The 23,978-nt window shown below is 63.3% G+C and carries 21 protein-coding genes; 5 read left to right on the top strand and 16 right to left on the bottom strand.

The features are described from left to right. Positions 1 to 70: 70 nt before the first annotated feature. The gene (locus tag B0G62_RS15715) at positions 71 to 2,386 is read left to right on the top strand and encodes an FdhF/YdeP family oxidoreductase (RefSeq protein WP_103705122.1); all 2,316 of its coding nucleotides are present in this window, start codon (positions 71 to 73) and stop codon (positions 2,384 to 2,386) included. 92 nt (positions 2,387 to 2,478) lie between these two features. On the opposite strand, the gene B0G62_RS15720 is transcribed toward B0G62_RS15715, so the two are convergent. The 10 genes from B0G62_RS15720 to B0G62_RS15770 all read right to left on the bottom strand — a co-directional run bounded on the left by B0G62_RS15720 (position 2,479) and on the right by B0G62_RS15770 (position 12,226). Further along, the gene (locus B0G62_RS15720; RefSeq protein ID WP_103705123.1) at positions 2,479 to 4,014 is read right to left on the bottom strand and encodes an amino acid permease; all 1,536 of its coding nucleotides are present in this window, start codon (positions 4,012 to 4,014) and stop codon (positions 2,479 to 2,481) included. Between the two features lie 353 nt (positions 4,015 to 4,367). Continuing rightward, complete coding sequence (locus B0G62_RS15725) at positions 4,368 to 4,841, bottom strand: hypothetical protein (protein ID WP_244193263.1); 474 nt, start codon at positions 4,839 to 4,841, stop codon at positions 4,368 to 4,370. A gap of 5 nt (positions 4,842 to 4,846) precedes the next feature. Next, positions 4,847 to 5,521 (bottom strand): M35 family metalloendopeptidase, encoded by a 675-nt coding sequence (locus B0G62_RS15730; RefSeq protein WP_103705125.1) that lies wholly within the window; start codon positions 5,519 to 5,521, stop codon positions 4,847 to 4,849. Between the two features lie 65 nt (positions 5,522 to 5,586). Then, positions 5,587 to 6,111: a PAAR domain-containing protein gene (locus tag B0G62_RS15735; protein ID WP_103705126.1), complete on the bottom strand. Its 525-nt coding sequence runs from the start codon at positions 6,109 to 6,111 to the stop codon at positions 5,587 to 5,589. Positions 6,112 to 6,438: 327 nt separating this feature from the next. Then, positions 6,439 to 6,804: a response regulator gene (locus B0G62_RS15745; protein ID WP_103705128.1), complete on the bottom strand. Its 366-nt coding sequence runs from the start codon at positions 6,802 to 6,804 to the stop codon at positions 6,439 to 6,441. A 51-nt stretch (positions 6,805 to 6,855) separates the two neighbouring features. Further along, positions 6,856 to 7,845, bottom strand: a complete 990-nt coding sequence (locus B0G62_RS15750) for a chemotaxis protein CheX (RefSeq protein ID WP_103705129.1) — start codon at positions 7,843 to 7,845, stop codon at positions 6,856 to 6,858. A gap of 52 nt (positions 7,846 to 7,897) precedes the next feature. After that, a complete protein-coding gene (locus B0G62_RS15755) occupies positions 7,898 to 8,428 on the bottom strand; it encodes a hypothetical protein (RefSeq protein ID WP_103705130.1) in 531 nt (176 codons plus the stop codon). Further along, complete coding sequence (locus tag B0G62_RS15760) at positions 8,425 to 9,171, bottom strand: methyl-accepting chemotaxis protein (RefSeq protein ID WP_103705131.1); 747 nt, start codon at positions 9,169 to 9,171, stop codon at positions 8,425 to 8,427. Before B0G62_RS15760 ends, B0G62_RS15755 begins: the two co-directional genes overlap by 4 nt. An 18-nt stretch (positions 9,172 to 9,189) precedes the next feature. Then, a complete protein-coding gene (locus B0G62_RS15765; RefSeq protein WP_103705132.1) occupies positions 9,190 to 11,541 on the bottom strand; it encodes an ATP-binding protein in 2,352 nt (783 codons plus the stop codon). Between the two features lie 169 nt (positions 11,542 to 11,710). Continuing rightward, positions 11,711 to 12,226, bottom strand: coding sequence for a GNAT family N-acetyltransferase (locus B0G62_RS15770; protein ID WP_103705133.1), 516 nt, complete (start codon positions 12,224 to 12,226; stop codon positions 11,711 to 11,713). A gap of 141 nt (positions 12,227 to 12,367) precedes the next feature. Between B0G62_RS15770 and B0G62_RS15775 the strand changes: the two genes are divergently transcribed. Further along, entirely contained in the window at positions 12,368 to 13,195 is an 828-nt protein-coding gene (locus B0G62_RS15775; protein ID WP_103705134.1) for an AraC family transcriptional regulator, read from the top strand. Positions 13,196 to 13,238: 43 nt separating this feature from the next. On the opposite strand, the gene B0G62_RS15780 is transcribed toward B0G62_RS15775, so the two are convergent. Next, entirely contained in the window at positions 13,239 to 13,826 is a 588-nt protein-coding gene (locus B0G62_RS15780; RefSeq protein ID WP_103705135.1) for a LysE family translocator, read from the bottom strand. A gap of 99 nt (positions 13,827 to 13,925) precedes the next feature. Next, positions 13,926 to 16,229: a 5-methyltetrahydropteroyltriglutamate--homocysteine S-methyltransferase gene (metE, locus tag B0G62_RS15785; protein WP_103705136.1), complete on the bottom strand. Its 2,304-nt coding sequence runs from the start codon at positions 16,227 to 16,229 to the stop codon at positions 13,926 to 13,928. Positions 16,230 to 16,371: 142 nt separating this feature from the next. On the opposite strand from metE, the gene B0G62_RS15790 reads away from it, so the two are divergent. After that, positions 16,372 to 17,313 (top strand): LysR family transcriptional regulator, encoded by a 942-nt coding sequence (locus B0G62_RS15790; protein ID WP_103705137.1) that lies wholly within the window; start codon positions 16,372 to 16,374, stop codon positions 17,311 to 17,313. Beyond that, a complete protein-coding gene (gene cobF / locus B0G62_RS15795) occupies positions 17,310 to 18,080 on the top strand; it encodes a precorrin-6A synthase (deacetylating) (protein ID WP_103705138.1) in 771 nt (256 codons plus the stop codon). The genes B0G62_RS15790 and cobF overlap by 4 nt, the downstream gene beginning before the upstream one ends. Here cobF and B0G62_RS15800 read toward each other — a convergent pair. After that, positions 18,037 to 18,966, bottom strand: coding sequence for a DMT family transporter (locus B0G62_RS15800; protein WP_103705139.1), 930 nt, complete (start codon positions 18,964 to 18,966; stop codon positions 18,037 to 18,039). The genes cobF and B0G62_RS15800 overlap by 44 nt on opposite strands. 120 nt (positions 18,967 to 19,086) lie before the next feature. On the opposite strand from B0G62_RS15800, the gene B0G62_RS15805 reads away from it, so the two are divergent. Further along, positions 19,087 to 20,016, top strand: a complete 930-nt coding sequence (locus tag B0G62_RS15805; protein ID WP_103705140.1) for a LysR family transcriptional regulator — start codon at positions 19,087 to 19,089, stop codon at positions 20,014 to 20,016. Positions 20,017 to 20,030: 14 nt separating this feature from the next. Here B0G62_RS15805 and B0G62_RS15810 read toward each other — a convergent pair whose 3' ends face one another. The 3 genes from B0G62_RS15810 to B0G62_RS15820 all read right to left on the bottom strand — a co-directional run bounded on the left by B0G62_RS15810 (position 20,031) and on the right by B0G62_RS15820 (position 23,758). Then, positions 20,031 to 20,714: a PepSY-associated TM helix domain-containing protein gene (locus B0G62_RS15810; RefSeq protein ID WP_103705141.1), complete on the bottom strand. Its 684-nt coding sequence runs from the start codon at positions 20,712 to 20,714 to the stop codon at positions 20,031 to 20,033. Further along, a complete protein-coding gene (locus tag B0G62_RS15815; protein ID WP_103705142.1) occupies positions 20,711 to 21,394 on the bottom strand; it encodes a Fe2+-dependent dioxygenase in 684 nt (227 codons plus the stop codon). Before B0G62_RS15815 ends, B0G62_RS15810 begins: the two co-directional genes overlap by 4 nt. 138 nt (positions 21,395 to 21,532) lie before the next feature. Continuing rightward, complete coding sequence (locus B0G62_RS15820; protein WP_103705143.1) at positions 21,533 to 23,758, bottom strand: TonB-dependent receptor; 2,226 nt, start codon at positions 23,756 to 23,758, stop codon at positions 21,533 to 21,535. Positions 23,759 to 23,978: the final 220 nt, after the last annotated feature.

Genomic DNA, 23,978 nt, shown 5'->3' on the forward strand with positions numbered 1-23,978 from the left:
CAGGTACACAGGCAAACAGTAGTCTCAGCACATCGGGCAATCCGCCCACACCCTACGAAGCCTGCGCATCATGAAGAAGCCGGAAGCCCGCATCGAGCCGTACCACCATCCCGCCGCCGGTTGGGGCGCCCTGAAACAGGTCGCGATCAACCTCATCAAGGAAAAGGTCTCGGGCGGCAACTACCGCACGCTGCTCAAGCAGAACCAGCCCGACGGCTTCGACTGCCCTGGCTGCGCGTGGCCGGACCGCGAACACGCCTCGACCTTCGAATTCTGCGAAAACGGCGTGAAGGCCGTGGCGGCGGAAGCCACCAGCAAGCGCGTGACGCCGGCGTTCTTCGAGCAATACACGGTCACCGACCTGATGGCGCAATCGGACTACGAGCTGGAGCAGCACGGCCGTCTCACCGATCCGATGGTCTACGACGCAAAACGCGACCGCTACGTGCCGATCGAATGGGACGACGCATTCAAGCTGATCGCGAAGCACCTCAAGGCGCTCGACGATCCGAACCGCGCCGCCTTCTACACCTCGGGCCGCGCCAGCAACGAAGCCGCGTTCCTGTATCAGTTGTTCGTGCGCATGTACGGCACCAACAACTTCCCCGACTGCTCGAACATGTGCCACGAGGCCACCAGCCGCGGCCTGCCGGGCACGGTCGGCATCGGCAAGGGCACGGTCACGCTCGACGATTTCGAGCACGCGGATACCATCCTGATCTTCGGCCAGAACCCCGCGACCAATCACCCGCGTATGCTGGGCGAACTGCGCGACTGCGCGAAGCGCGGCGCAACCATCGTGTCGATCAACCCGCTCAAGGAACGCGGCCTTGAGCGCTTCGCGAGCCCGCAGCACACGCTCGACATGCTCTCGCCCAAGGGCGTGCAGATCAGCTCGGTGTTCATCCGCCCGCGCATCGGCGGCGACTTCGCGCTCATCAAGGGCGTGGCCAAGCGCACGCTCGAACTCGACGATGAGGCCGTAGCGCTTGGCACCGAGCGCATTCTCGACGTCGATTTCATCGCGCAACACACGGTAGACTTCGACGCCTTTGCCGCCGATCTGCGCGCCGAATCGTGGGACACCATCGTCGCCGAAGCGGGCGTGCCGCTCGAAGAAGTGCTCAAGCTCGCCGATATCTACGTGAACGGCAAAGCGGTGATCTCGACGTGGGGCATGGGCATCACGCAGCACAAGAATTCGGTGGCGACGATCCAGTTGCTGTCGAACCTCATGATGATGCGCGGCAATATCGGCCGGCGCGGCGCGGGCCTGTGCCCGGTGCGCGGCCACTCGAACGTGCAGGGCGACCGCACCGTCGGCATCGAGGAAAAGCCCACGCAAGCCTTCCTCGACCGCCTCGGCAAGGCTTACGATTTCGAGCCGCCGCGCGAGCACGGCTACGACGTGGTCGAATCGATTCACGCGATGCTCGAAGGGCACGTGAAGGTGTTCATCGGCCTGGGCGGCAACTTCGCCATCGCCACGCCCGACACGCCGCGCACCTTCGACGCGATGCGTTCGTGCGCGCTGACCGTGCACGTGACGACCAAGCTCAACCGCAGCCATCTGATCCACGGCGAAGACGCGCTGATCCTGCCGACGCTCGGCCGCACCGAAATCGATCTGCAAAACGGCGTGCCGCAAGGCGTGACCGTCGAGGATTCGATGAGCATGGTGCACATCTCGTACGGCATGAACCGGCCGGCGTCGCAGAACCTGCTGTCGGAAATCGCCATCGTCGCGCGCATGGCGCACGCGACGCTCGGCAGCGCGAAGGTCGACTGGCTCGATCTGGCGGCCGATTACGCGAAGATCCGCGACGGCATCGAGCAGGTGCTCGACGGCTTCCAGAACTACAACGAACGCATCAAGCAGCCCGGCGGCTTTCACCTGGGCGTCGCATCGCGCGACCGCGTCTGGAAGACGCCTAGCGGCAAAGCGCAGTTCAAGATTCACGCTATCGCACTCGACACGCCGATCCATCGCGCGCGCGCCGAACACGGCCAGCAGTTGATGACGCTCATGACCACGCGCTCGCACGATCAGTACAACACCACGATCTACGGGCTGGACGACCGCTATCGCGGCGTGTACGGCCAGCGCCGCGTGCTGTTCGCCAATCGCGAGGATCTCGCGATGCTCGGTTTCGCGGCGGGCGAGCACGTGGATATCACGAGCGTCTGGGACGATGGCGTGGAGCGCCATGTGGAAGACTTCCTGCTCGTCGAGTACGACATTCCGCGCGGGTGCCTGGGCGCCTACTACCCGGAAACGAATCCGCTGGTGCCGCTCTCGTCGATCGCCGATGGCGCGGGCACGCCGACTTCGAAATCGATTCCTGTGCTGTTGTCGCGTTCGAAGGCCGCGGCGTTGGCGGCTTGAAGTAACAACGCGAATTCCCGCAGGACGTAAAAAAGCCATTCCGGTTTCGAGCCGGAATGGCTTTTTCTATTCGTGCGCGAAGCAGCGCTGCTTTACGCTTCGCTCTTGGCCTCGGCCAGTGCGCGCGCGCCCGTCTGACCCGTCAGCGGGCTGATTTCCATCTCGTCGTAGCGAATGAAGCGGCTACCCTTGACGATGCGATAACCCAGCCACATCAGCGCGAACAGCGGAATGCCGATATACGTCGCCAGCACGCTCGCCCAGTCGATCTTGTTCGACGTGAACGCCTGATAGTCCTGCCCCAGCATGATGACGAGGCAGACCACGAACGCGAAGATCGGGCCGATGGGAAACCACTTCGAACGATATGGCAGTTGCGCGAACGAAAGACCCTGCGCGACGAAGCCCTTGCGGAAGCGGTAATGACTCACGGCGATGCCGAGCCACGCGATGAAACCGGTCATGCCCGAGGTGTTGAGCAGCCACATGTACACGGTCTTGTCGCCGTACATCGACGACAGGAAGCACAGCGCGCCCACCGCCGTGGTCGCGTAGAGCGCGTTGCGCGGCACGCCGCTCGACGACAGCTTCGCGAAGATCCTGGGCGCGCGGCCCTCGACGGCGAGGTTATAGAGCATGCGCGTGGACGCATACATGCCCGAATTGCCCGCCGACAGCACGGCGGTCAGAATCACGGCGTTCATGACGCCCGCCGACAGCGCAAGACCCGCGCGGCGGAACACGAGCGTAAACGGACTTACGCCGATATCGGTGACATCGGACTTCAGCAGGTTCGGGTCGGTGTGCGGAATCAGCAGGCCGATGACGATGATCGCCAGCACATAGAACAGCAGAATGCGCCAGAACACCTGGCGCACCGCGCGCGGAATCGTCTTGCCGGGGTTTTCGGATTCGCCGGCGGCGACGCCGATCAGCTCGGTGCCCTGGAACGAAAAGCCCGCGATCATGGTGACGCCCAGCAACGCGGGCAGACCGCCCACGAACGGGCCGCCTTCCGAGGTGAACGTGCCCCAGACGTGATCCGCGCCGCCCTTCATCACGCCGACGATCATGAACAGACCCACGCCGATGAACGCCACGACGGTCACGACCTTGATCAGCGAGAACCAGTATTCGGCCTCGCCGAAACCGCGCACGGACAACGCATTGAGCAGGAACATGATGGCGAGAAAACCCGCGCTCCACCAGACACCGGGCACGTGCGGGAACCAGTAGCCCATCACGAGTTGCGAGGCCACCAGTTCGACCGCAATCGTCACGGCCCAGTTGTACCAGTAGTTCCAGCCGAGCGCGAAGCCGAAGCCCTCGTCGACGAACTTCGCGCCGTAGGTCGCGAACGAGCCGGAGACGGGCATGAAAGCCGCCATCTCGCCGAGACTCGTCATCAGGAAGTAGACCATCAGGCCGATCACCAGATAGGCGGCGAGCGCGCCGCCAGGACCGGCCTGCGAGATCGACGCGCCCGAGGCGACGAACAGCCCCGTGCCGATCGAGCCGCCGATCGCGATCATGGTGAGGTGGCGGGCTTTGAGACTGCGATGCAAGGAGGGCGGCTCGTCTCCCGAGCGGGATGTGCCCCCTGAAACGCGATGCGGATCCGAATCCATATAACTCTGTTTCTTTATGACTAGTGTGACTGGGTATGACGGCCCAAGGCGTGGCCATTCCGCCAGGCGGATGCCCGACCATTCTTTACGGATAGCTGACAAAACCGGTGGCGATATCGCCGCAGACAGCGGGACTCGACCCCACAATTTGACGCGACGCCCGACGGGCGTGCCCGGGTGTTACCTGGTGATCGACCGAATGGATTGCTCGCACTGGAAGGCGCAACCCGTTATTTTATCGTAGTGGGGGGTGATACGGTGAGGGACAGATCGGGGTACTTTAGCCAGCGCAAAGGAACCCCTCGAGCAAAAAGACCTGTCGAAGCAGGGTCAAAGGTGCTCAACGGCCCCGCCTATTGGATTGCGCGGCTGTTCGGTGTCACACGTGGATCGTTACAGAGCCTCTCGCAACCACCTTTACACAAGGGAACGAGTTCAACATAGATCTGATGAAGATTTAACGAACCGTCTTCGTTCTTCACCATCTGATCGGTTAGCGTCTTGGGCTCGATCAAGACATGTTGCGGCTTGATACCCAACTGAACCAGATAGGCGCTGACAATTGCGCCCCGCTCGCTTTTCAGCTTCTCGACGTTCCTTTCTCCAACATACGCCCCCGCGATAACTACGGCCTGAATATCAACGTCGGGCCACTTTTTCGCTTCGAGGACAATATTCGCGATCGCTAACCGGTCGTCGTTCGTCAGGTAGGTGGAATTGAGAGGAAGGCGCGTCTCCATTGACTCGCTGATGGTGCAAGCAATTGACGATGTGCAGATCGACAATGCTGCAAAGGCGAACGCGAGCGATATCGATGAACGGAACATTATTCTCATCTAGCGACAGTTTTATCGAAGGTTGCAATATATCCGGCAATACTATCGGCATTACGGATTGCCTTGTCTGCATTGTTAATCGCAAACGCATACATGCCGCTCTCGGTGTTGCCATACATAATATCGTCCGAGTTGAATGTATCCGCGTAGTGGGTGCACTCATGAACGATCGTTTTCACCTTCGCTCCGTGCCACAACTCGCCGTTCGAGTCGGAGCAAAAAGCGCTATAAATGGCGATTATCCGCTTTTCGGAATCGGGCTTACATACGCCAGCGCGGTTCTGACCGTTGTCGGGCACAACGGAACAGGTCAAGTTCCGGTTCATCGAGTCGTCCCAACGAACGATCTTTTCGGGCACAAGCTCCTGAAGCGCGGCGAGCAACCGCGGCAAGCCGGCCGCAAGTGTGCTTCTGATTTCCTCATCGGCCCGTCCAAAATAAATTGTCGCGCGATTCCGCTCCTGAATATCCCATCTTGCAACCGCCGCGATTCGCTCTTTGACCAGCACAACGGCGGCGTCTCGTACTTTCATTATGGTTTGTCGAAATTCCTGGTTCGTCATATTCGGACATATCGGCACCGTGTTGATAGTCACTCGAACTAGAGAATCAGGATTCATATTCGTCACGGCTGCAGCGTGAACCGTTACCCAATCGGAACGATCTGTCATTCTTCAGTCTCCACGTACATTTAAAATTTCAATGCCGAGAGTCGGCTGGACGAGATTCCTCATGGCTAACGACTGATTTCGAGCCGTAGGCCTTGCGCATCGCTGGTCTTGATTCGCTGCGTGCGGCCTTGCATATCTGTTGTTCCGCTCGCCAGAATCTGCGATCCCGCGAGAATGCGATAGTGAATGCCGCGCGTGGCCTCGCCGTCCTGATCCAGAAGCGCGAATTGCTCGTCATATAGCCCGCGCGCGAATTCACTTCCAGGCGCCTTGCCATTCGAAGAAGCGGCGGCGAGTTCACCCGCTTCGAAACTATGCCAGGCGAAATTCTGCGAAGCGATGCAAATCGGCGGCGGGCTGCATTTGCATACACATTCGTCGCCGTCTAGCGCCTGCTGCTTGCCGTTCATGGTTGCTTTTCGGTGCGGCCCCACCCAGGCAACGAAACCTTCCGAGTTGCACACCGGGCACCAGATTCGCGCACCAATAAACGCCACGGACTTACCGCCAACCGTGCAATTCTCTGCGCCTTCCATCACGGTCCCGCCCGCTGTGGTTTTATCTCCACTTCTCAATAGCGCTCGCCTCATTTCGGAAGCTCGCAGCGATACCCCTTGTTTTCCAGCATTATTTTTCTCCGTTCAATTGTCCAATAAACCGGACCAGCGCTGGACCGGCAACCAAGGAAAATGAAAACCGCCTTAGCCGGAAATTAGCAACGGATCGAAACCAAGGAATATCAGTAAGATCCTAAAAATCAGAATCGCAATGGTTATTTCTTCCGAAAAATCAACTAGACGCTCCACCAAGACACGCCGATGCTGGAAATAAAAAAGGCCAACCCGAAGCCATCGGATCAGTCTTTTCTTCCCGTCCACCTCAGCGCCCGGCCAGCCGGCCCGGACGCCCAAACAGACTCAACCCGCCAGCTTGCGGAACGTCTCCAGCACCGCCTCGCCCTTGAACGGCTTGACGATCCAGCCGCGCACGCCTGCCGCCTTGCCGCGTTCCTTCATCGCCGGGCTGCTTTCCGTCGTCAGCATGACGACGTTCACGGCCGTGTTCGCCAGCTCGCTGCGAATCTTTTCGACCATCGTGAGGCCGTCCATGTTCGGCATGTTCACGTCGCTCACCACGAGCTTCACGCCCGGGTTCGCGCGCAGCTTCGCGAGGCCGTCCTTGCCGTCCACCGCCGTGTCCACGTCCAGACCGTTCTTGCGCAGAAAGCCCGCCACTTCGTCGCGCACCGTGCTCGAATCGTCCACTACCAGAATCTTTGCCATGTTGTCTCTTTCCTTCGCGCCATGACCGGCGCGCCTGTCAAAATCGGTTCGTCAAAACAGTTCGAGTTCGCCGCTCGCCTGCTCCACTTCTGCGGCTGCCGCTGCTTGTGCCGCCGTCTCGTCGAAACCCTCGCGCGACCAGCCCAAGCTGAATACGAAGCGTTGGTCGATGACCACCTCGCGGCCCGTCGCGGGACACGTGAGGCGATATTTGATGCATAGCTGCGGGTTGTCCGAGCCAAACGACAGGTAGCGCCGCCGATGATTGATGAGCAGCGGCACCTGCACCTGCGCGCGGCCGACGTCGCTGCCGTCCGCGTTGCTCGCGTTGCCCAGATAGCGGTTGCGGAACGCGCCCCACACGAGATTCGTTAGTTCGCCCAGCACGCCGTTGACGTCGCGGAAGTCGCTCGCCTCATCGCGGCCCGCGCGCGGCGGCAGCAGTTCGATCAGCGGCATCTCCTCGGTCTGCATGAGGAGCCAGCCGCGGCACCACGCCGTTTCGATCGGAATCAGCGTAAGCACTTCGCCGAAGATGATGCGGTCGCGCACGACGCTCGGCGTATCCCAGTTCACTTCGAGATCCGGAAACAGGCCGCGCAGACGCCCAAACGTCATGTCGGTAATGCCATCCACCAGCGGGTCCGGATATTCCTGCGAGAACACATGCACGTCGAGCGCCGCGAGCAACGTCTCGGGTTCACCTTCGTACCAGCTTGCGCGCGGCACGCGAAGCAGCGCTTCGGGCAGCGTGTCGTTCGTCGCTTCGCGCGATGCGCGGCGCAGCACGATCGGCAGTTCGGGGCGCTCCACTTCCAGCGCGACGGCCACCGCCGCCGCGGCTTCGCGCGAACCGCCGAAATCCTCGCCGAGCAGCACCCCGCCCAGGTCGTAATGCGTCTGCAGCGCCGCTGCCAGCGCGTCGCGCCGCACGGGCACGCACACGAGCTGATGCGCGGCGCCGAAGGCTTCAAGCGCGTCTGCGCGGGTACTATCGTTTTCCAGCAGCAGAATCTTGCTGACCGGCTGGTTCGTGTTCATGCGTTGGCTTTCCTGCGCGGGCTTTTCACGTACTTGCTACTTCTGGATTCGTTCAGAACAGTTCGAGTTCGCCAGCGCTTTCGTGCTCGCCGACCCGTTCCGCCGCGATGAAATCGAGCGGCGCATGCGTGCAGATGCACAGCGTCGCGCCCAGCCGAACTCGTCCATCGAGCGTGAGCGCATACGATTTCACGCTATCCGGCTTCAGCTCGCGCAGATACGGCAGGCATTGGCTACCGAGCGAATACGGCGTGGACATGCCAAGATCGGGAAAATGCTCGACCAGTTGCTGATTCATCGATCCGCAACACAGGTTGGCGAATTCCATGAACGTGTCCAGCACCGCGCGGCTGCCATCGCCCGTGTAGTAATCGCGAGTTGCTTCGTCATCCTTTACATGCAGCAACAGCAGCAAGCGAAACTGCATCGACGAAATCGTCAGCACGACCACATGCTCGCCCTGCGCGACATCGTTCGAAGCGGACGTAATCTCACAGGCGTGCTGCGGATCGGTGACGAGGCGCGTGCGCGCCGCGCCAAAGAAAATCCGCTCGAAGCTGTCCTGCGCGTGCGTGCCGATCATGCGTGCGCCTCGGCGCGCGCATCGTCCAGCTCCGCGCGCAACTGCTGCGAAAGCGATTCGACGCTCGCAAGCGAAGCCGCGATCATCTTGCCGCCCGCCTGAATATCCTGGAACGTGGCCGTCGTAATGAGGTCGTTGCGATGCAGGCTGTCGCGATAGCTCTTCGACAATTCCTGCGAGCGCGTCGCCAGCGTGCGGACTTCGCCCGCCACGATCGAAAAGCCGCGCCCGGCCGCGCCCGCGCGCGCCGCTTCGATCGACGCGTTGAGCGACACGATCAGCACGTGGCTCACGATCGACGACAGCTCCTGGTTCTTCTGATGCATGTCGTGGTTCTGCGACATCAGCGAGATCATCTGCTCATGCCAGCGCTCGAAGGTCACGGACATCTGCTTCAGACGGGTGGCCTCGGCCGCGATGCGCTCGATGCGATGCAATGCGTCCGTGCTGCGCGCGCGCTCGGCGGCCAGCGACGCTTCCATCGCGTCCGCCACCACGCGGCGCTGCGCGAGGTCCGCGCGCAGCGAATCGATCTGCATTTGCAGATCCTCGTGCTCGTGCGCCGCGCTGCTTTGCGCATCCTGCAAACGCGCCTCGGCCTGCGCAAGCGCTGCGTCATGTGCATCCTGCAACGTCTGCGACGCCTCGAATGCCAGGCTGCGCGCGCGCAGCCGCAGCACGACGGCGCACAACGCCGCCACCGCGAAACCCGCCACCGCGCCGATCAAATACGGAAACACCACTTCATCCCCCGCTGCGCGCTATGCCAGCGCTTCCTCTTGCACCGCCGCGCGTGCAGGCGCTGCCGCGACTGCGCAGTTCTGCGGCAGATAGACGATCGTTTCGAAGTGCCGATAATCGGCGCCTTCCAGGCTATCGGTGAAGCGCAGTTCGATACGGCCGCCCTCGCGTTCGAGGAAGTCGCGCACCGCGTCCATGCCCACGCCACGGCCCGACACTTCGGTCACGCTATGCGCCGTGGAGAAACCCGCGCGGAAGATGAACGCCGCCACCGCGTCGTCGCTGATCGATTCGCCTTCGCCCAGCCAGCCGCGCTCCGCCGCGATGCCGCGAATGCGCGCGAGCGCAAGGCCTCGGCCATCGTCGGCAAGCGCGATACGCAGCGCACCTTCGGTCATTGACAGCTTGATGTCGATACGGCCCGCTTCGCTCTTACCCTGCGCGCGGCGCTGCTCGGGCATTTCGATGCCGTGATCGAGCGAGTTGCGCAGCAGATGCGTGAAGACATCGCTAACCGTTCCCGCCGCCTCGCCGCGCAGACGGTAGCCGCCGTCGTCGATACGCACGACCGGCTCCGCCTTGTCGAGTTCGCGCGCCAGCGACGGCAGCGAATCGATCACACCCGCGAGCGCGCTTTCGACGGTTTCGGTGCCAATGCCGCTCAAGACGTTGCGTAGCTCCTCGCGCATCGCACGCAGCGAGCCGAGATCGTCGTTGTTTGCGCCGTCCAGCAGCGCCAAGCTCGCGTCGATCTGCTCGCGGCCGATGGCGATGCGCTCGTCCTTCGTGCGCGTGCCGCGACCGAGGCTGACTTCGTTGAGCGTCGCGTAGTGATCGACGGCTTCGCGCACGCGATGCAGATCGTCGATGAGCGCCTGCTGGTCCCACGCGTGGCTCGTGTCTTCGCGGCGCAGCGCGTCGTAGCGCTGCTCGACTTCGTGCACGACGCCCGTGAGATGCTGAAGGCTGTAGGTGCGCGCGTTGCCCTTAATGGTGTGCATGTTGCGGAACAGCGCGTCGATCGCGCCCATGTCCGCGCAATCGTGCTGGCGAATGATGCGTTCGTTCTCGTGGATGAAACCCGTTGCACCCTCAACGAAGTGGTGGAACTTCTCTTCGCTAACCGCAAGGATTTCGCCGATCATCTGCAGGCGGCGCTTTTGCTCGCCCGCTTCCGCCGCAAGCTCGCGCAATTCGGTCACGTCGCGCACGCAGAGCATCAGACGCACGACCACGTCATTTTCGTCGGTGATGGCCGACCAGCTCAGGTCGAGCACCTTCTTGCGGCCATCGGGCATGGTGCGCGTGACTTCGTTCACCAGCAGATGCTGGTTGAACGCGAAGTTCACGTCGTCTTCGCCCAGGCACGCCTGCACGGCGGCGTCGATCTGCGAGAGCGTGTCGGCATCCAGTTCCGTGTCCGCGAACACGAGGTCCATCAGCGAGCGGCCCGCGATCTCGCGGGTTTCGAAAATCGCTTCCAGATAGGCCGAATACTCGTTGTGAATGGTTGCGCCTTCAACGACAGTCAGAATGCCCTGCTGCATATTCTGCAACATCGCCTGAATGTCGGCCGTCTTGCGCTTGAGTTGCGCGGAGCTATGCTGGATCTTCTCGATCATGCCGTTGAACGCGACGATCGAATGGCCGATCTCGTCCATGCGGCCCACCGGCACGCGGCGCGTGAAATCCTGGTTCGACGCGATCTCGCTCATTTCTCCCTGCATACGCGAGAGCGGGCGGGTGATCTGGCGGTACAGCAGCAGGCCGATCGCCGTGAGCAGCACCACGGCGCCGCCCGTCACGCCTGCGATCGCGCTCGTCGTGGTGTCGAGCATACCGTTGAGCGCGTTGATGGCGTCGTCTTTCTGGCGGTTCTTCTCGACGCGCATCGTCGTAACGATGCCTTCGAGTTCGTCGCGATACTGCGCAACATTGGCGAACAGATAGGCCTGCGCCAGTTCGTTCTTGCCGGCCGCCTTCATCTTCGCGGTGTCGTCGATCGCGCTGAAATAATTCGTGATGCTTTCCTGCGCCTGCGCAACGAGGCCGTCCTGCGCGTGACTCGCGGCCGCCTGTTTCTGCACGTCGAGCGCCGCGCGCAATGCGGTTTCCTTCTTCTTGAGATCGTCCTGCGCGAGTTGCGCGGTGGTCGCGTCGGGCGCGTAGACCAGCGTCATCGTCGCGAGCTGCACGTCCTTGACGAGCGAGACGAGATCGGACGACGCCAGCGCGCTGGGCACGACGCCCTGCGTAACCTGGTGAACATCGGTGGCGCTGCGGCGCGTCTGATAGACCGCGTAGCCGCCGATGGCGGACAGCGCGACGAACATCAGAACGATGAGTAGCGTGATGCGGTGACGAATGGTCATGTCGAAATCCCCGGGCCTTCAGGGTGCCGGACGCGCTATCGCTTGCGCGCCTCGTGACACTAAGGCCAATTTATTCGGAGTGGATTATCGACGCTGCTGTATGACGAAATGATGAATGTACTTAATTAGTGCACTAACGCACAGAACATTTTCTGCCATTGTGTGCCACTCAATCGAGCATCAGCACCATAAGTTCTTCATCGAAATATTCGCCGTCGATCAGCATGCCACGCGGCTCGCGACCATAAACAACGAAGCCTAACGACAAGTACAACGTTTGCGCGCGCGGATTCCGTGCACCAACGGTCAATTGCACTTGCTGAACGCCACTTGCTTTTGCGCGCCCGATTGCGCTTTCCATCAAGCGCCGCGCGATGCCCGTGCGCCGATAAGACGGATCGACAAAGACGCCCCAAATGAGGGACTTATGCGCAAACTTCACGCGTTGCTCACGCCGCCAGCCGGTGATGCCGATTAGCGTTTCTCCATCGAACGCGCCAAATACCGCCTGCTGATCCGTTTCGCGTACGCGCGCGATATTTTCTTCGCGGGTCCAGCGCGCTTCTTCTTCGCGCGTGGGGACGATGGCGAACGGCGTGTCGACAGCGGCGTGCAGGCGCATGGCGCGAAAAGCATCGACGTCGCTTTCGGTCAGCGGGCGGATCGTTAGCGTGGCGGCATTCATAGGCAGATCGTGTCGTATTCAAGGTTGATCGAACGAAGAAACTATCACGACTGCCCGATGCGTTAAGATCAAATTTCCATGCCGCTTTGATTCGATTGCGCTTCCATTGCGCTTCATCAGGCATTGCTTTCGAGGTACGCCATGCCCCAATCGACCGACGCCACGCCCAGTTTCTGGCGCGACGACGCCCTGCCCTTCATCGAAGTGCGCGCCATCGCCGATGGCCGCAAGGTTCGCTATGGCCGCCACGCGCACAGCACCTTTTCGATCGGCGCGATTCTGGGCGGGCGCAGCACCTATCTGAATGGCGATACGCTGGAGCCTGTTCACGCGGGGGCGGTCGTCGTCATCAATGCGCAGGTGGTGCACGCCTGCAATCCCGCCGAAGACGAAGCGTGGGCCTATCGCATGTTCCATATCGACGTGGACTGGCTCGCGCGTTTGCAACAGTCGCTGGGCTTTGGCGCGCAGGAGGGCTTTCGGCCATTCGCACAAACGCTCACCTGGGACGCGAATCTGTTCGCCGGACTGAATGCGCTTTACGACCTGCTGGTCGATCCGCATGTGGACGCGTTGCGCAAGGAAAGCGCGGCCACGCAGTACTTCACGCGGCTCCAGCAGACGCTCAATCCCGCGCCCGATCACGATGCATCACGCGCGCCGGACCGCCGCATCGCGCGGGCCGCCGAATTCATCGAAGGCAACTACACGCGCGCGCTCAAGCTCGAAGAGATCTGCGCGGCGGCAGAACTTTCGCCGTCGTATCTGATCCGCGCGTTTCGCGAGCAATACGGCCTCACGCCGCACGCCTATGTGGTGAACCGGCGCATCGAATTCAGTCGCGCGCAATTGCGTCGCGGCCACGCCATCGCGGATGTGGCCGCCGAAGCCGGTTTCGCCGATCAAGCCCATTTGCAGCGCGCGTTTCGTCAGTTCGTGGCGGCCACACCGGGGCAATATCGCGGTTAAAGCCCGAGTTTTAATCGCGCCTTAATCCCAATTTAATTCCGCTTTAATCGAACAATAGCCATAGCGCGCTCGCCGCCAGCAGCGCCGCCATCGCCCGGTTCACGAAGCGCACCCGCGCCGGCTCGCGCAACGCCTGGCGCAGCGATGCGCCCGCCCACGCCCAACACGCAATCGACGCGTAACAGACCACGAAGTAGATCGCCGCGAACTGCCACACGAGCGCTTTTTCGCCCGAGGCAGCATATACGCCCATGCCCGCGACCGACGCCAGCCAGGCCTTGGGATTGAGCCATTGCATCGCCGCGCCCGTGAGCAGCGTGGGGCCGCGTGCGGTGCCGGCCGTGTCGATACGGCCATCGTCGGTCGCGAGTTTCCACGCAACGTAAAGCAGAAACGCCACGCCCGCCCACTCGATCGCGCGCGTAAGCATCGGCCATTGCGCGAGCAGTTCGTGCAGGCCCAGCCCGATCAGCAGCAACAGCAGCGCGAAGCCGACGGTCGCGCCCGTGACATGGCGCAGGCTCGCGCGCAGGCCATAGCGCGCGCCCGCGCCGAGCGCGACGATATTGACGGGACCTGGGGTGATGGATGTGGCCAGCGCGAAGGCGGCCATGGAAAGTGCCGTGCTCACAATTCTCCTCGATACGCCCGACGGCGATGATTCACCGTCGAGCGTACGCAAGGCGACAGCACGCGTATTGAAGAAAATTACTCCGAGCGTATTAAAACCTTAAGCCGCGGCAGGCACCACCGTATCGTTCGCGTTTGCGGCATAGCGCTCCCGCAGCACGCGCGCCGCGCTCACCATATTGCGCAGCGCCGCTTCGGTTTCGGCCCATGCGCGCGTCTTGAGGCCGCAGTCCGGATTCACCCACAACCGCGCGGCGGGAATCGTCTCGCAGGCGCGCTCGATCAGGCGCACCATGTCATCGGTCTGCGGCACGCGCGGCGAATGAATGTCGTACACGCCCGGCCCGATCGCGTTCGGATACTCGAAGTCGCCGAACGCGTCGAGCAGTTCCATCACCGAACGCGAGGTCTCGATCGTGATGACGTCCGCGTCCAGCGCCGCGATGGACGGCAGCACCGCGTTGAACTCCGAATAACACATATGCGTGTGAATCTGCGTGACGTCCGACACGCCCGACGACGCCACGCGGAACGCCCGCACCGCCCACTCGAAATACGCCGCGCTGCCGTCGCGGCGCAGCGGCACGCCTTCACGGAACGCCGGTTCGTCGATCTGCACGATGCCGATGCCCGCCTTCTCCAGATCGAGCGTTTCGTCGCGAATCGCAAGCGCGAGTTGCAGCGCCGTCGTCGCGCGCGGCTGGTCGTCGCGCACGAACGACCATTGCAGCAGCGTCACCGGGCCGGTCAGCATGCCCTTGAGCGGGCGCGTCGTGAGCGACTGCGCGTAGCGGATCGCTTCGACGGTGATCGGCTCCGGCCGGTACACGTCGCCATAGATGAGCGGCGGCTTCACGCAGCGCGAACCATAGCTCTGCACCCAGCCGTTTTCCGTGACCGCGAAACCCCACAATTGCTCGGCGAAATATTCGACCATATCGTTGCGTTCGGCTTCGCCATGCACGAGCACATCGAGTCCCAGCGCTTCCTGCTGGCGCACCGAACGCGCCGTTTCCTCGCGCATACGCTCCAGATAGTCGAGCGCGCGCAAATCGCCGCGACGGTACGCGGCGCGCGCCTCGCGGATCGAAACGGTCTGCGGAAACGAGCCAATCGTCGTGGTCGGCATGAGCGGCAGGCGCAGCGCGTCGCGCTGCACGCGCTCGCGCACGGCAAACGGACTCTTGCGCTGCGCCATCGCGGCATCGACTGCGGCCGTGCGCTTTTGCACCAGCGTGTTGACCACCGCCGCCGATGTCGCGCGAGCCGCCAGCGCAGCGCTCGCGGCATCGAGTTGCGGCTGGGCGGCCGCGCGGTCTTCGAGCGCCAGCGCGACGGCGCTCACTTCGGCGAGCTTTTCCGTGGCGAACGCAAGCCACGATTTGATCTGCGCGCTCAGCTTGCGCTCGCCCGCCAGCGACACCGGCACATGCGCGAGCGAGCACGACGGCGCAATCCACAGGCGCTCGCCGAATTGCGCGTGCGTGTCCTGCAGCGTGTCGGCGATGGCGGCGAGATCGGCACGCCAGACGTTGCGGCCGTCGATCACGCCCGCGGAAAGCATCTGATCGTCGCGCAGCGCCGCGCGCCACACGTCAAGTTGTTCCGGCGCGCGCACCAGATCGATATGAACGCCCTGCACCGGCAGCGCGGCCACGAGCGCCGCGCGCTGCGCCGCCGAACCGAAGTACGTGCCGACGAGCAGTTTCACGCCGCACTCGCCCAGCGCTTCATAAGCCGCGCTGAACGCGGCGGCCCAGTCTTCTTCGAGATCGCAGCACAGCGCCGGCTCGTCCAGTTGCACCCAGTCGATGCCGCGCGCCTTGAGCGTCTCCAGAATGCGCGCGTAGCGCACCAGCAGGCGCGGCAGCAGGAACAGGCGGTCGAAGCCCGGCGTGCGGCTCCTGGCGAGCCACAGCCACGTAATCGGCCCGATCAGCACCGGCTTGACGGGACGACCGAGCGCCTGCGCCTCGCCGATCTCCTCGTAAAACCATTCGACGCCGCCGTCAAAGCGCGTATCCGGGCCGATCTCCGGCACGATGTAGTGATAGTTCGTATCGAACCACTTGGTCATTTCCAGCGCGGGCTGCGAGGCGTTGCCGCGCGCCAGCTCGAAGTACTGCGCGAGCGTGAGCGTGCGCGCGTCGAAACCAAAGCGCTCCGGCAGCGCGCCCAGCAGTGCGCTCATGCTCAGCATCGGGTCATACCAGGCGAAGTCGCCCGCGCAGACGAAGTCCAGCCCCGCCTCGCGCTGCATCAATCCGTGACGCGCACGCAGGCCCGCGCCGACATCGTGCAGGCGGGCTTCGTCGATTTCGCCACGCCAGAACGCCTCCTGTGCGAACTTCAGTTCGCGCTGCGCGCCGATGCGGGGAAAGCCGGAAATATGAGTGCGTGCCATGATCGATCTGTCTGCAAGTGTCCTGTTTAGCGGGCCATTGTCGAAGTCGCGCTATCATTCTTCAAGCGACATGTTTTCATCGTTGTATGAACCATATTCATATCCAGATTTTTCAACCTTCCTGCCGGGTGCGCGAGGCTGCATGATCGAACTTCGCCATCTACGTTCGCTCGTCGCCATCGCGGATTCCGGCAAGCTCGTGGCCGCCGCCGCGCGCGTGCATTTGAGCCAGTCGGCGCTTTCGCACCAGATTCGCGACATCGAAGCGCATTACGGCGTTTCGCTGTTCGAGCGCACGCGCCAGGGGCTGCGTTTCACCGCGGCGGGCGAACGGCTGCTCGCGCTCGCGCGCGAGACGCTGGCCGCCGTGGCCGCCGCCGAGCGCGACCTCGTGCGCCTCAAGGGCGACGCGCGCGGCGAACTGCGCATCGTGCTCGAATGCCATACCTGCTTTGACTGGCTCATGCCGGTGATGGACGAGTTCCGCCGCCGCTGGCCCGAGGTCGAGGTCGATCTGGTGGCGGGCTTCCATGCCGATCCCATGCGCCTGATCGCCGAGGGCAAGGCCGACGTGGTGATCGGCTCGAAGCCGCGTGCGCGCCGCGCGCTCACGGTGGCGCCGCTGTTCCGCTTCGAAATCCTCGTGGTGATGGCCAACGAGCACCGTCTGCGCAGCCGCCGCCGTCTGAGCGCGCAAGACCTGCGCGACGAAACGCTCATCACCTACCCCGTGCCGGAATCGCGCATCGACTTGATCCGCGAAGTGCTCGAACCCGCCGGCGTCAAGCTGGAGCGGCGCACGGCGGAACTGACCATCGCCATCATGCAACTGGTGGCCAGCCGGCGCGGCGTCGCGGCGCTGCCCAACTGGGGCGTGAAAAGCTACGTCGATCACGACTACGTGCTCGCCAAACGCGTGGGCGCGAAGGGCCTCTGGAGCGAGCTTTACGCGCTCGCGCCCAAGGCGCTCGCCGCGCGTCCTTATTTCGCCGACTTCGTGACCATCGTGCGCGACATCTGCGCCGCGCAGCTCGACGGCATCGAACTGCTCTGCGACGACGCACTCACCGGAACTTCGACGTGAAAAAAATCCTGATTATCGGCATTGGCGCGGGCAACCCGAATTACCTGACCGTGCAGGCCATCGAGGCGCTCAACGCCGCCAATGTATTCTTCGTGATGGATAAAGGTCCCGCGAAGGACAAGCTCGTCGCGCTGCGCAAGGAGATCTGCGCGCGTTTCATCCGGAATCCTGATTATCGGATCGTGGAAGCGGCGAGTCCCGAGCGGCGGCGCGATGGCGTCGAGTACAAGGCAGCCGTGGACGAACTCAATCGCGACAAGCAGCGCGTATTCGAAGGGCTGATCGAGAGCGAACTCGCCGATGGGCAATGCGGCGCGTTCCTGGTGTGGGGCGATCCGTCGCTCTACGACAGCACGATCCGCATTCTGGATGCGATTCAGGGCGATGGTCGCATTGCGTTCGAATTCGAGGTGATTCCGGGTATTAGCAGCGTGCAGGCGCTCGCGGCGAAGCATCGCGTGCCGTTGAACTTCATCGGCAAGCCGGTGAGCATCACGACCGGCCGGCGTCTCGCGGAAAACGGCTTTCCGGACGATGCGGACAGCGCCGTGGTCATGCTCGACGCGCAAAACGCCTATATGCAGATGGCGGGCGAGGATCTCGACATTTACTGGGGCGCTTATGTGGGCACGCCCGACGAAATCCTCGTGGCGGGGCCGCTCGACGAGGTGAAGGATGAGATCGTGCGCGTGCGCGCTCAAGCGCGCGAGGCGCACGGCTGGATCATGGATACGTATCTGCTGCGCAAGCGCGGCGTGAAGGACTGAAGGGCGCGCGCTTCCATTGCACCGTCGCCAGCAGCGAGGCCGCGACGATGAGCGCGCCGCCTGTCCATGCGGCCGCGGTGAGTTTCTCGCCCAGCCACAGGCACGCGAACAGCGCGCCGAACGCAGGTTCGCTGCCCATCAGCAAGGCCACGCGCGTCGGGCTGCTGCGGCGCACGGCGTAGTTCTGGACGAAGAAGGCGAAGAGCGTGCAGGCCAGCACGAGCCACGCCACGCTTGCCCAGAACACGCCATGACCAGACCATGCCGGCAACGCCTGCCACTGCTGCGGCGCGAACACCAGCGCAAGTACCGCGCTGCCGAACGTCACACAGCCCGCCTGCACCGCAGTCACCGCGAGCGGCGCCAGCGACGCATCGCGCATCACGCGCTTCGTCACGCACACGGAAATCGCCCGCAGGAGAGCCGCCAGCAGGATGAGCGCGTCGCCCGCATTCGGCACATAAGCGCCGCCCGTCAAAAGCCATGCGCCCGCCAGCGACGCCGCCACGGCCAGCCACTCCGCGCGCGCGGGACGCCGCCGCAACATCGCCCACTCCACGAGCGGCGTGAGCACGACGCACAAGCTGATCAGGAACGCCGCGTTCGACGCGCGAGTGAGCATCACGCCGAAGGTCTCGCACAGAAAAATGCCAAGCAGCAGCGCGCCCGCCAGCAGCGCACCGGCCAACGCGCGCCGCGACGCCCGACGCAAGGTGCGCAACGCGGGCGCAAGCAGCACGAATGTGATGCCGAAGCGCAGCGCCAGCAACCCCAACACCGGATAGAACGCCAGCGCGTGCTTGACCACGCCGTAACTCGTGCCCCAGACGAACGCGACGGCGAGCAGCAGCCAGTCGGCGAGGTGCATCAGACGGGTGAAGCGCATGGGACTGATCTCTTGAGTAGCGGGAGCGGCCATTGTCCTGCTTTGCGTTCATGGCGATAATTGGGCGCACACGCACAGCTTTTATGTCACCCACGCACAGATGACCACGAGCGTCCGCCAATGAACCCGACCGAACTCTTCGCCCTGCTGCCCGATCTCGCGACTTTCGCGCGCGTGGTCGAGGCCGGCAATTTCTCGGTGGCCGCGCGCCAGTTGGGCAGCACGCCATCGACGGTCAGCCGGCAGATCAAACGTCTGGAGGAGGCGCTGGGCGCGCGCTTGCTGGAGCGCTCGACGCGCCAGATCCGCGTGACCGAATCGGGCGCGCAGGTATATCGGCATTGCCGCGATATGGTCGGCGCGGCGGCGGGCGCGATCGACGCCGCGGGCCAACTGGCCGCCAGTCCGCAGGGCCGCGTGAGCGTGGCCGCGCCCACGGCCTATGCGAAAACCGTGATTCATCCGCTCATTCCAGGCTTTTTGCGTGAATTCGCGGAAGTGGACGTGCAACTCGTGTTTGCCGATCACGATCTCGATCCGCTGCGCGACGGCCTCGATCTGGTGATCCGCCCGACGCGCACGCCGCCGCCGGGACTGGCCGCGCGTCAACTCGGTGCGGTGCGCTGGCTGCTGTGCGCATCGCCCGCGTATCTGGCCGCGCGCGGCACGCCCGCCGCGCCGCGCGAACTCGCACAACACGATTGCCTTTGGCTCGGAGAAACCGCCGACGATCATCGCTGGCGTCTGCGCCAGGGCACGCAAACGCAAACCGTCGAGGTGAAAGGCCGCTATATCGCGAACCACGCAGGCGCGCGTCTGGAAGCGGCGCTGGAGAATTGGGGCGTCGCCTGCCTGCCCGAATTCACGGCGGCCGAAGCGTTGCGCGACGGCCGGCTCGTGCAGGTGCTGCCGGAATGGATTTTCGAGGCGCGCGCCTATAGCGGCCCGGTGTGGCTGCTCTATCCGCCCAACCGCTTTTTGCCGCCGAAGGTGCGCGCGTTCATCGACTATCTGGCGCGAAACCTTGGCGGCGCGGATCAGTCCGACTGAGCCAAGGCTAAACCTCAGGCAAGCCCGACACACACCGCCACGACGATCGAGCCGATCACCAGCACGGCGCCCACCGTCTTGCGCTTGTTCAGCTCGGTCCACAGCAGCACGCCCGTGAGCGACAGCAGAATCAGCGCACCCGCGAAGGTGTCGATGAACAGCACCCAGCCGACGCTCATGCCCACGCCCTTGTGCAGGTTCGTGATGGTCGCCAGCAGCGAATTGTCGGAGCGCTTGAGCGTGACGGCGTCGTCGCCGACCCAGTACTCCGCCGTGACGCTCTCATGCGGCGCGGTGAACGTCAGTTGCCAGTGCTCGGGCTGCACCGTCGTGCGGTCGCCCCAGGCCACCTTGTGCTCCGGCTCCTTCTGCACGCGGCCCATGCGCGGCGGCAGTTTCAGATCGGGCTGCGACTTGAGCCATTTGGCCAGCTCGCGCGGCGTCTCGGGGGCGGGATCGGGCACGTCCAGTTGCATCGACGAAACCTGCGGCGCGCCCGGCGAAATACGCAACGGCTCCGCGCGATGGTTAAGCACGAAGCCCGTCACGCCGAACAACAGCCCAAGCGCCGCGCCCCACAAACCCACCCAGCCATGCACCTTGCGCAGCCACTTGATGAAGGTGGCGCGGCGCGAACGCTTCGCGCGCTCGCTGCGTTGCTGATCGTCGATAAAAATAGTGCTGTCAGTAGAGCTCACGTCTCACTCCAGATACGCAAAAGATTGTGATAACAGCCCACCAGGCTGCGGCGCGCCGGCGCGTCCGCGTCGCTCGCATTCAGGCGTTGAATGGCGGTGTCCATGTCGAAGAGCAGCGCGCGTTTGGTGTCGTCGCGCACGAGGCTTTGCACCCAGAAGAAACTGCCCACGCGCGCGCCGCGCGTGACCGGCTTCACCTGATGCAGACTCGTGGCCGGATAAACGATCATGTCGCCCGCCGGTAGCTTCACTTCCTGCACGCCGTAGGTGTCCTCGACCACGAGTTCGCCGCCGTCGTATTCGTCGGGCGCGGAAAGAAACAACGTCGCCGAGACATCGGTGCGCAGCTTCAGCCCGTTGGGCAGCACGCGCACCGCGCCATCGACGTGCGAGCCGAACGTCATGCCGCCTTCGTAGCGATTGAAAAGCGGCGGATAAACCTGATTGGGCAGCGCCGCGCTGATGAAGAGCGGATTGCGCTCGATGGCGGCCAGCACCACGTCGCCCAGTTCGCGCGCGAGCGGCGTGTGCTCGGCAATCTGCCGATTGCGCTTCACGGGCGCGCCCTGCCAGCCGGCCGTCGCGCGGCCGTCCACCCAGGCGTCGCCTGCGTTGTCGAGACGCGCGCGCATGGCCTGCACCTGTTCGGGTGTCAAGACGTTAGGGATATGGATCAGCATCGTCGTTTTCCTTCGCTTTTTGCGCTACCTATTGCGCGGCATTACAGGGGGCACGGACGCGCAAAAGCCCGCAATGATGCGGGCTTTGCGTGACAACGGCATGGATGCTCCGTTGCAGGCGACTACGAATCGGACACCTTATAGGCGGTAATCGAACGTTGCAAGGAACGTGCGGCCGACACCCGGCACCGAACGTCCGCCATCCGACTGGATGAGCGCGTCATAGTAGAACTTGTTGGTCAGGTTCAGCACATTGAGGCGCACGTCCCACTTTTTCGCGTGATACTCGGCCATCGCATCCCAACGCGTGTAGCCGCCCACTTCGACGTAATTCGTGTTCGCCGCGTAGCGCGACGACATATAGGTCGGGCCGCCACCCACTTCCCAATGCGGCGTGAACGCGTACGTGGTCCACATCGTGAAGGTATTGCGCGGCGTATTGGCCGGCGTCTTGCCCTGGGTGCCGTCGGCGGCCTTGAGCACGAGGCCGTCCATATAGGTGTAGCCCGCGAACACTTGCCACTTGTTGGTGATGTGACCCGTCGCGCCGGCCTGGAAGCCACGCACGCGAATATCGCCGTCGAGCGTGTATTCGCCGCTCGAAGTCTGCGTGCGCGCGTTGTCCATTTCCTGCTGGAAGAGCGCCGACGTCACCGAGAGATTGCCGCCCAGCAGATCCCACTTGCCGCCCACTTCATACGACTTGGTGTGCTCGGGCGCGAGGCTCTGCGTGGTGTTCGTGACGGTCAGCGCTTCGAGTGACGGATCGAACGACGTGCCGTACGAGAAGTAGTACGACTGCCAGTCGGTCGGCTGATAGATCGCACCCGCGCGCACGCTCGTGAACGTGTTGGTCTGCGAGGCATAGTTCGGAGCACTGACCGAGTTCGCAATATGCGCCTGGAAGCGATCCCAGCGCACGCCGCCGATCAGTTTCCAGTGCTCGCCGAGCGACATCGTTTCGTTGAAGTACGCCGCCAGCGTGGTCGCGCCCGATTCCGCATGATTGCCGACCGTCTGCGTGACGTTCGAGGGCGTCGGGATATAGACCGGATCGAGCAGCGACACGATCGGCAGATTGTTGCGCGTGTAGGCCTGATTCGTGTAGCTGTCGTGGCCCACTTCGACGCCCGCGATCATCTCGTGCTTCACGAAGCCCGTGTCGAACTTGTACTGCGCCATCGTATCGTTATAGATCGAGTGATTCTCGATCACGCGATCGTGGCTGGCGAGCTTCACGTACAGATCGGAAAGCGGCAGCGTCGTGTAGTTGCCGTTCTTGAGCGCCGTGCTGCTCGAAAGCGGCCCCGTGAGCACCGAGCCGGGCGCCGTCTCGCGCGCATCGGTAAGCGAGTGCGAGAACTGCGTCTGGTTGCTGATCTTGAACTGATCGTTGAACTTGTGATCGACGCGCGCCGAAATGTTCTGCACGTCCTGGATCGTGCGGTCGTCGGTCAGGCCGTAATACGTGCCCTTCGACGGCGAGAACGGATGGCCGTTGATCGACTGAACGCCGTAATCGGGCTGATCGTAGTTGTGCTGGATCAGCGCGGAAATCGTGACTTCGGTAGGCGTGCCGATGCCGAAGCGCAGTTCGGGCGCGAAACCGTAGTCCTTGTTCATCATCTCGTCACGCGTGGAGCCGAGCGACTGGCCGAACGCGTTCAGACGGAACGCCGCGTGGTCGCCCAGCGGTCGATCGACGTCGAGCGTCGCGCGATAGCGGTCGTTGGTGCCGATGGTGGACGAGACCTCGGTGAGCGGCTTGAGCGTGGCCTGCTTGGAGACCTGGTTGATCACGCCGCCCGTCGAGCCGCGGCCAAACAGCATCGACGACGGGCCGTAAAGCACTTCGATCGATTCCAGATCGAAGGTGTCGCGGTAGTACTGGTTGCGATCGCGAAAGCCGTCGAGATAGATGTCGTTCTGGGCCGTGAAACCGCGCAGGTTGATGTTGTTGCCGATCTGGCCGCCTTCCGCGCCGCCGATGGTGATGCCGGGCGCGTTGCGCAGCGCGTCCTGGAACGAGGTCGCGCCTTGCGACTGGATCAGCGCCTTGTTGATGACCGTGACCGTCTGCGGAATGTCGCGCAGCGCCGTGGGCGTCTTCGCGCCGACGGTCGATTTTTCGGCCTGAAAGTCCTGCGGCGCGGCTTGCCCGGACACCGCGACGGCGGGCAGCGTGCCGTTGTCGTCGGCCTTGGCCCTGACGTTCGGCTGCGCGGCTGCCTGGCTCGAAGCGGCGGGCGGGGCGACTGCGCCCGGTGCAGCAACGGCAGGCGCGCTCTGGGCGAGCGCGGAAGAAGCAAACGGCAAGGCAAAAGCTAGCGCGAGGGCACTCGCGAGCGGCGTCCTGTTCAACATGGGTTCCCTGTGCGACGAAAGAAAAATCCGGCCGGTGGAGCGCGCGATGGAGGCGCGTTCGGCCTGGATAGCAGTGGCTGGCTTGCGGCCCCCAATGGCGCACAGGGATCGACGAGGCTGGCTATTTTTGGATTAAAGCCCGGACGGCCATCGTGGGGCCGCCGAGAGAATGAGAATCGGTATCATTACAGAAGTTACCGAGTCTTTCAATTGATTGATG

The organism is Paraburkholderia eburnea (genome assembly GCF_002917095.1).
In the GTDB taxonomy this organism is placed as follows: Bacteria; Pseudomonadota; Gammaproteobacteria; order Burkholderiales; family Burkholderiaceae; genus Paraburkholderia; species Paraburkholderia eburnea.

Excerpts from the sequence above, each read along its gene's own strand:
- B0G62_RS15715 (WP_103705122.1), top strand. The coding sequence starts at position 71 with ATGAAGAAGCCGGAAGCCCGCATCGAGCCGTACCACCATCCCGCCGCC.
- B0G62_RS15720 (WP_103705123.1), bottom strand. The coding sequence starts at position 4,014 with ATGGATTCGGATCCGCATCGCGTTTCAGGGGGCACATCCCGCTCGGGA.
- B0G62_RS15725 (WP_244193263.1), bottom strand. The coding sequence starts at position 4,841 with ATGTTCCGTTCATCGATATCGCTCGCGTTCGCCTTTGCAGCATTGTCG.
- B0G62_RS15730 (WP_103705125.1), bottom strand. The coding sequence starts at position 5,521 with ATGACAGATCGTTCCGATTGGGTAACGGTTCACGCTGCAGCCGTGACG.
- B0G62_RS15735 (WP_103705126.1), bottom strand. The coding sequence starts at position 6,111 with ATGAGGCGAGCGCTATTGAGAAGTGGAGATAAAACCACAGCGGGCGGG.
- B0G62_RS15745 (WP_103705128.1), bottom strand. The coding sequence starts at position 6,804 with ATGGCAAAGATTCTGGTAGTGGACGATTCGAGCACGGTGCGCGACGAA.
- B0G62_RS15750 (WP_103705129.1), bottom strand. The coding sequence starts at position 7,845 with ATGAACACGAACCAGCCGGTCAGCAAGATTCTGCTGCTGGAAAACGAT.
- B0G62_RS15755 (WP_103705130.1), bottom strand. The coding sequence starts at position 8,428 with ATGATCGGCACGCACGCGCAGGACAGCTTCGAGCGGATTTTCTTTGGC.
- B0G62_RS15765 (WP_103705132.1), bottom strand. The coding sequence starts at position 11,541 with ATGACCATTCGTCACCGCATCACGCTACTCATCGTTCTGATGTTCGTC.
- B0G62_RS15770 (WP_103705133.1), bottom strand. The coding sequence starts at position 12,226 with ATGAATGCCGCCACGCTAACGATCCGCCCGCTGACCGAAAGCGACGTC.
- B0G62_RS15775 (WP_103705134.1), top strand. The coding sequence starts at position 12,368 with ATGCCCCAATCGACCGACGCCACGCCCAGTTTCTGGCGCGACGACGCC.
- metE (WP_103705136.1), bottom strand. The coding sequence starts at position 16,229 with ATGGCACGCACTCATATTTCCGGCTTTCCCCGCATCGGCGCGCAGCGC.
- B0G62_RS15790 (WP_103705137.1), top strand. The coding sequence starts at position 16,372 with ATGATCGAACTTCGCCATCTACGTTCGCTCGTCGCCATCGCGGATTCC.
- B0G62_RS15800 (WP_103705139.1), bottom strand. The coding sequence starts at position 18,966 with ATGCGCTTCACCCGTCTGATGCACCTCGCCGACTGGCTGCTGCTCGCC.
- B0G62_RS15805 (WP_103705140.1), top strand. The coding sequence starts at position 19,087 with ATGAACCCGACCGAACTCTTCGCCCTGCTGCCCGATCTCGCGACTTTC.
- B0G62_RS15815 (WP_103705142.1), bottom strand. The coding sequence starts at position 21,394 with ATGCTGATCCATATCCCTAACGTCTTGACACCCGAACAGGTGCAGGCC.
- B0G62_RS15820 (WP_103705143.1), bottom strand. The coding sequence starts at position 23,758 with ATGTTGAACAGGACGCCGCTCGCGAGTGCCCTCGCGCTAGCTTTTGCC.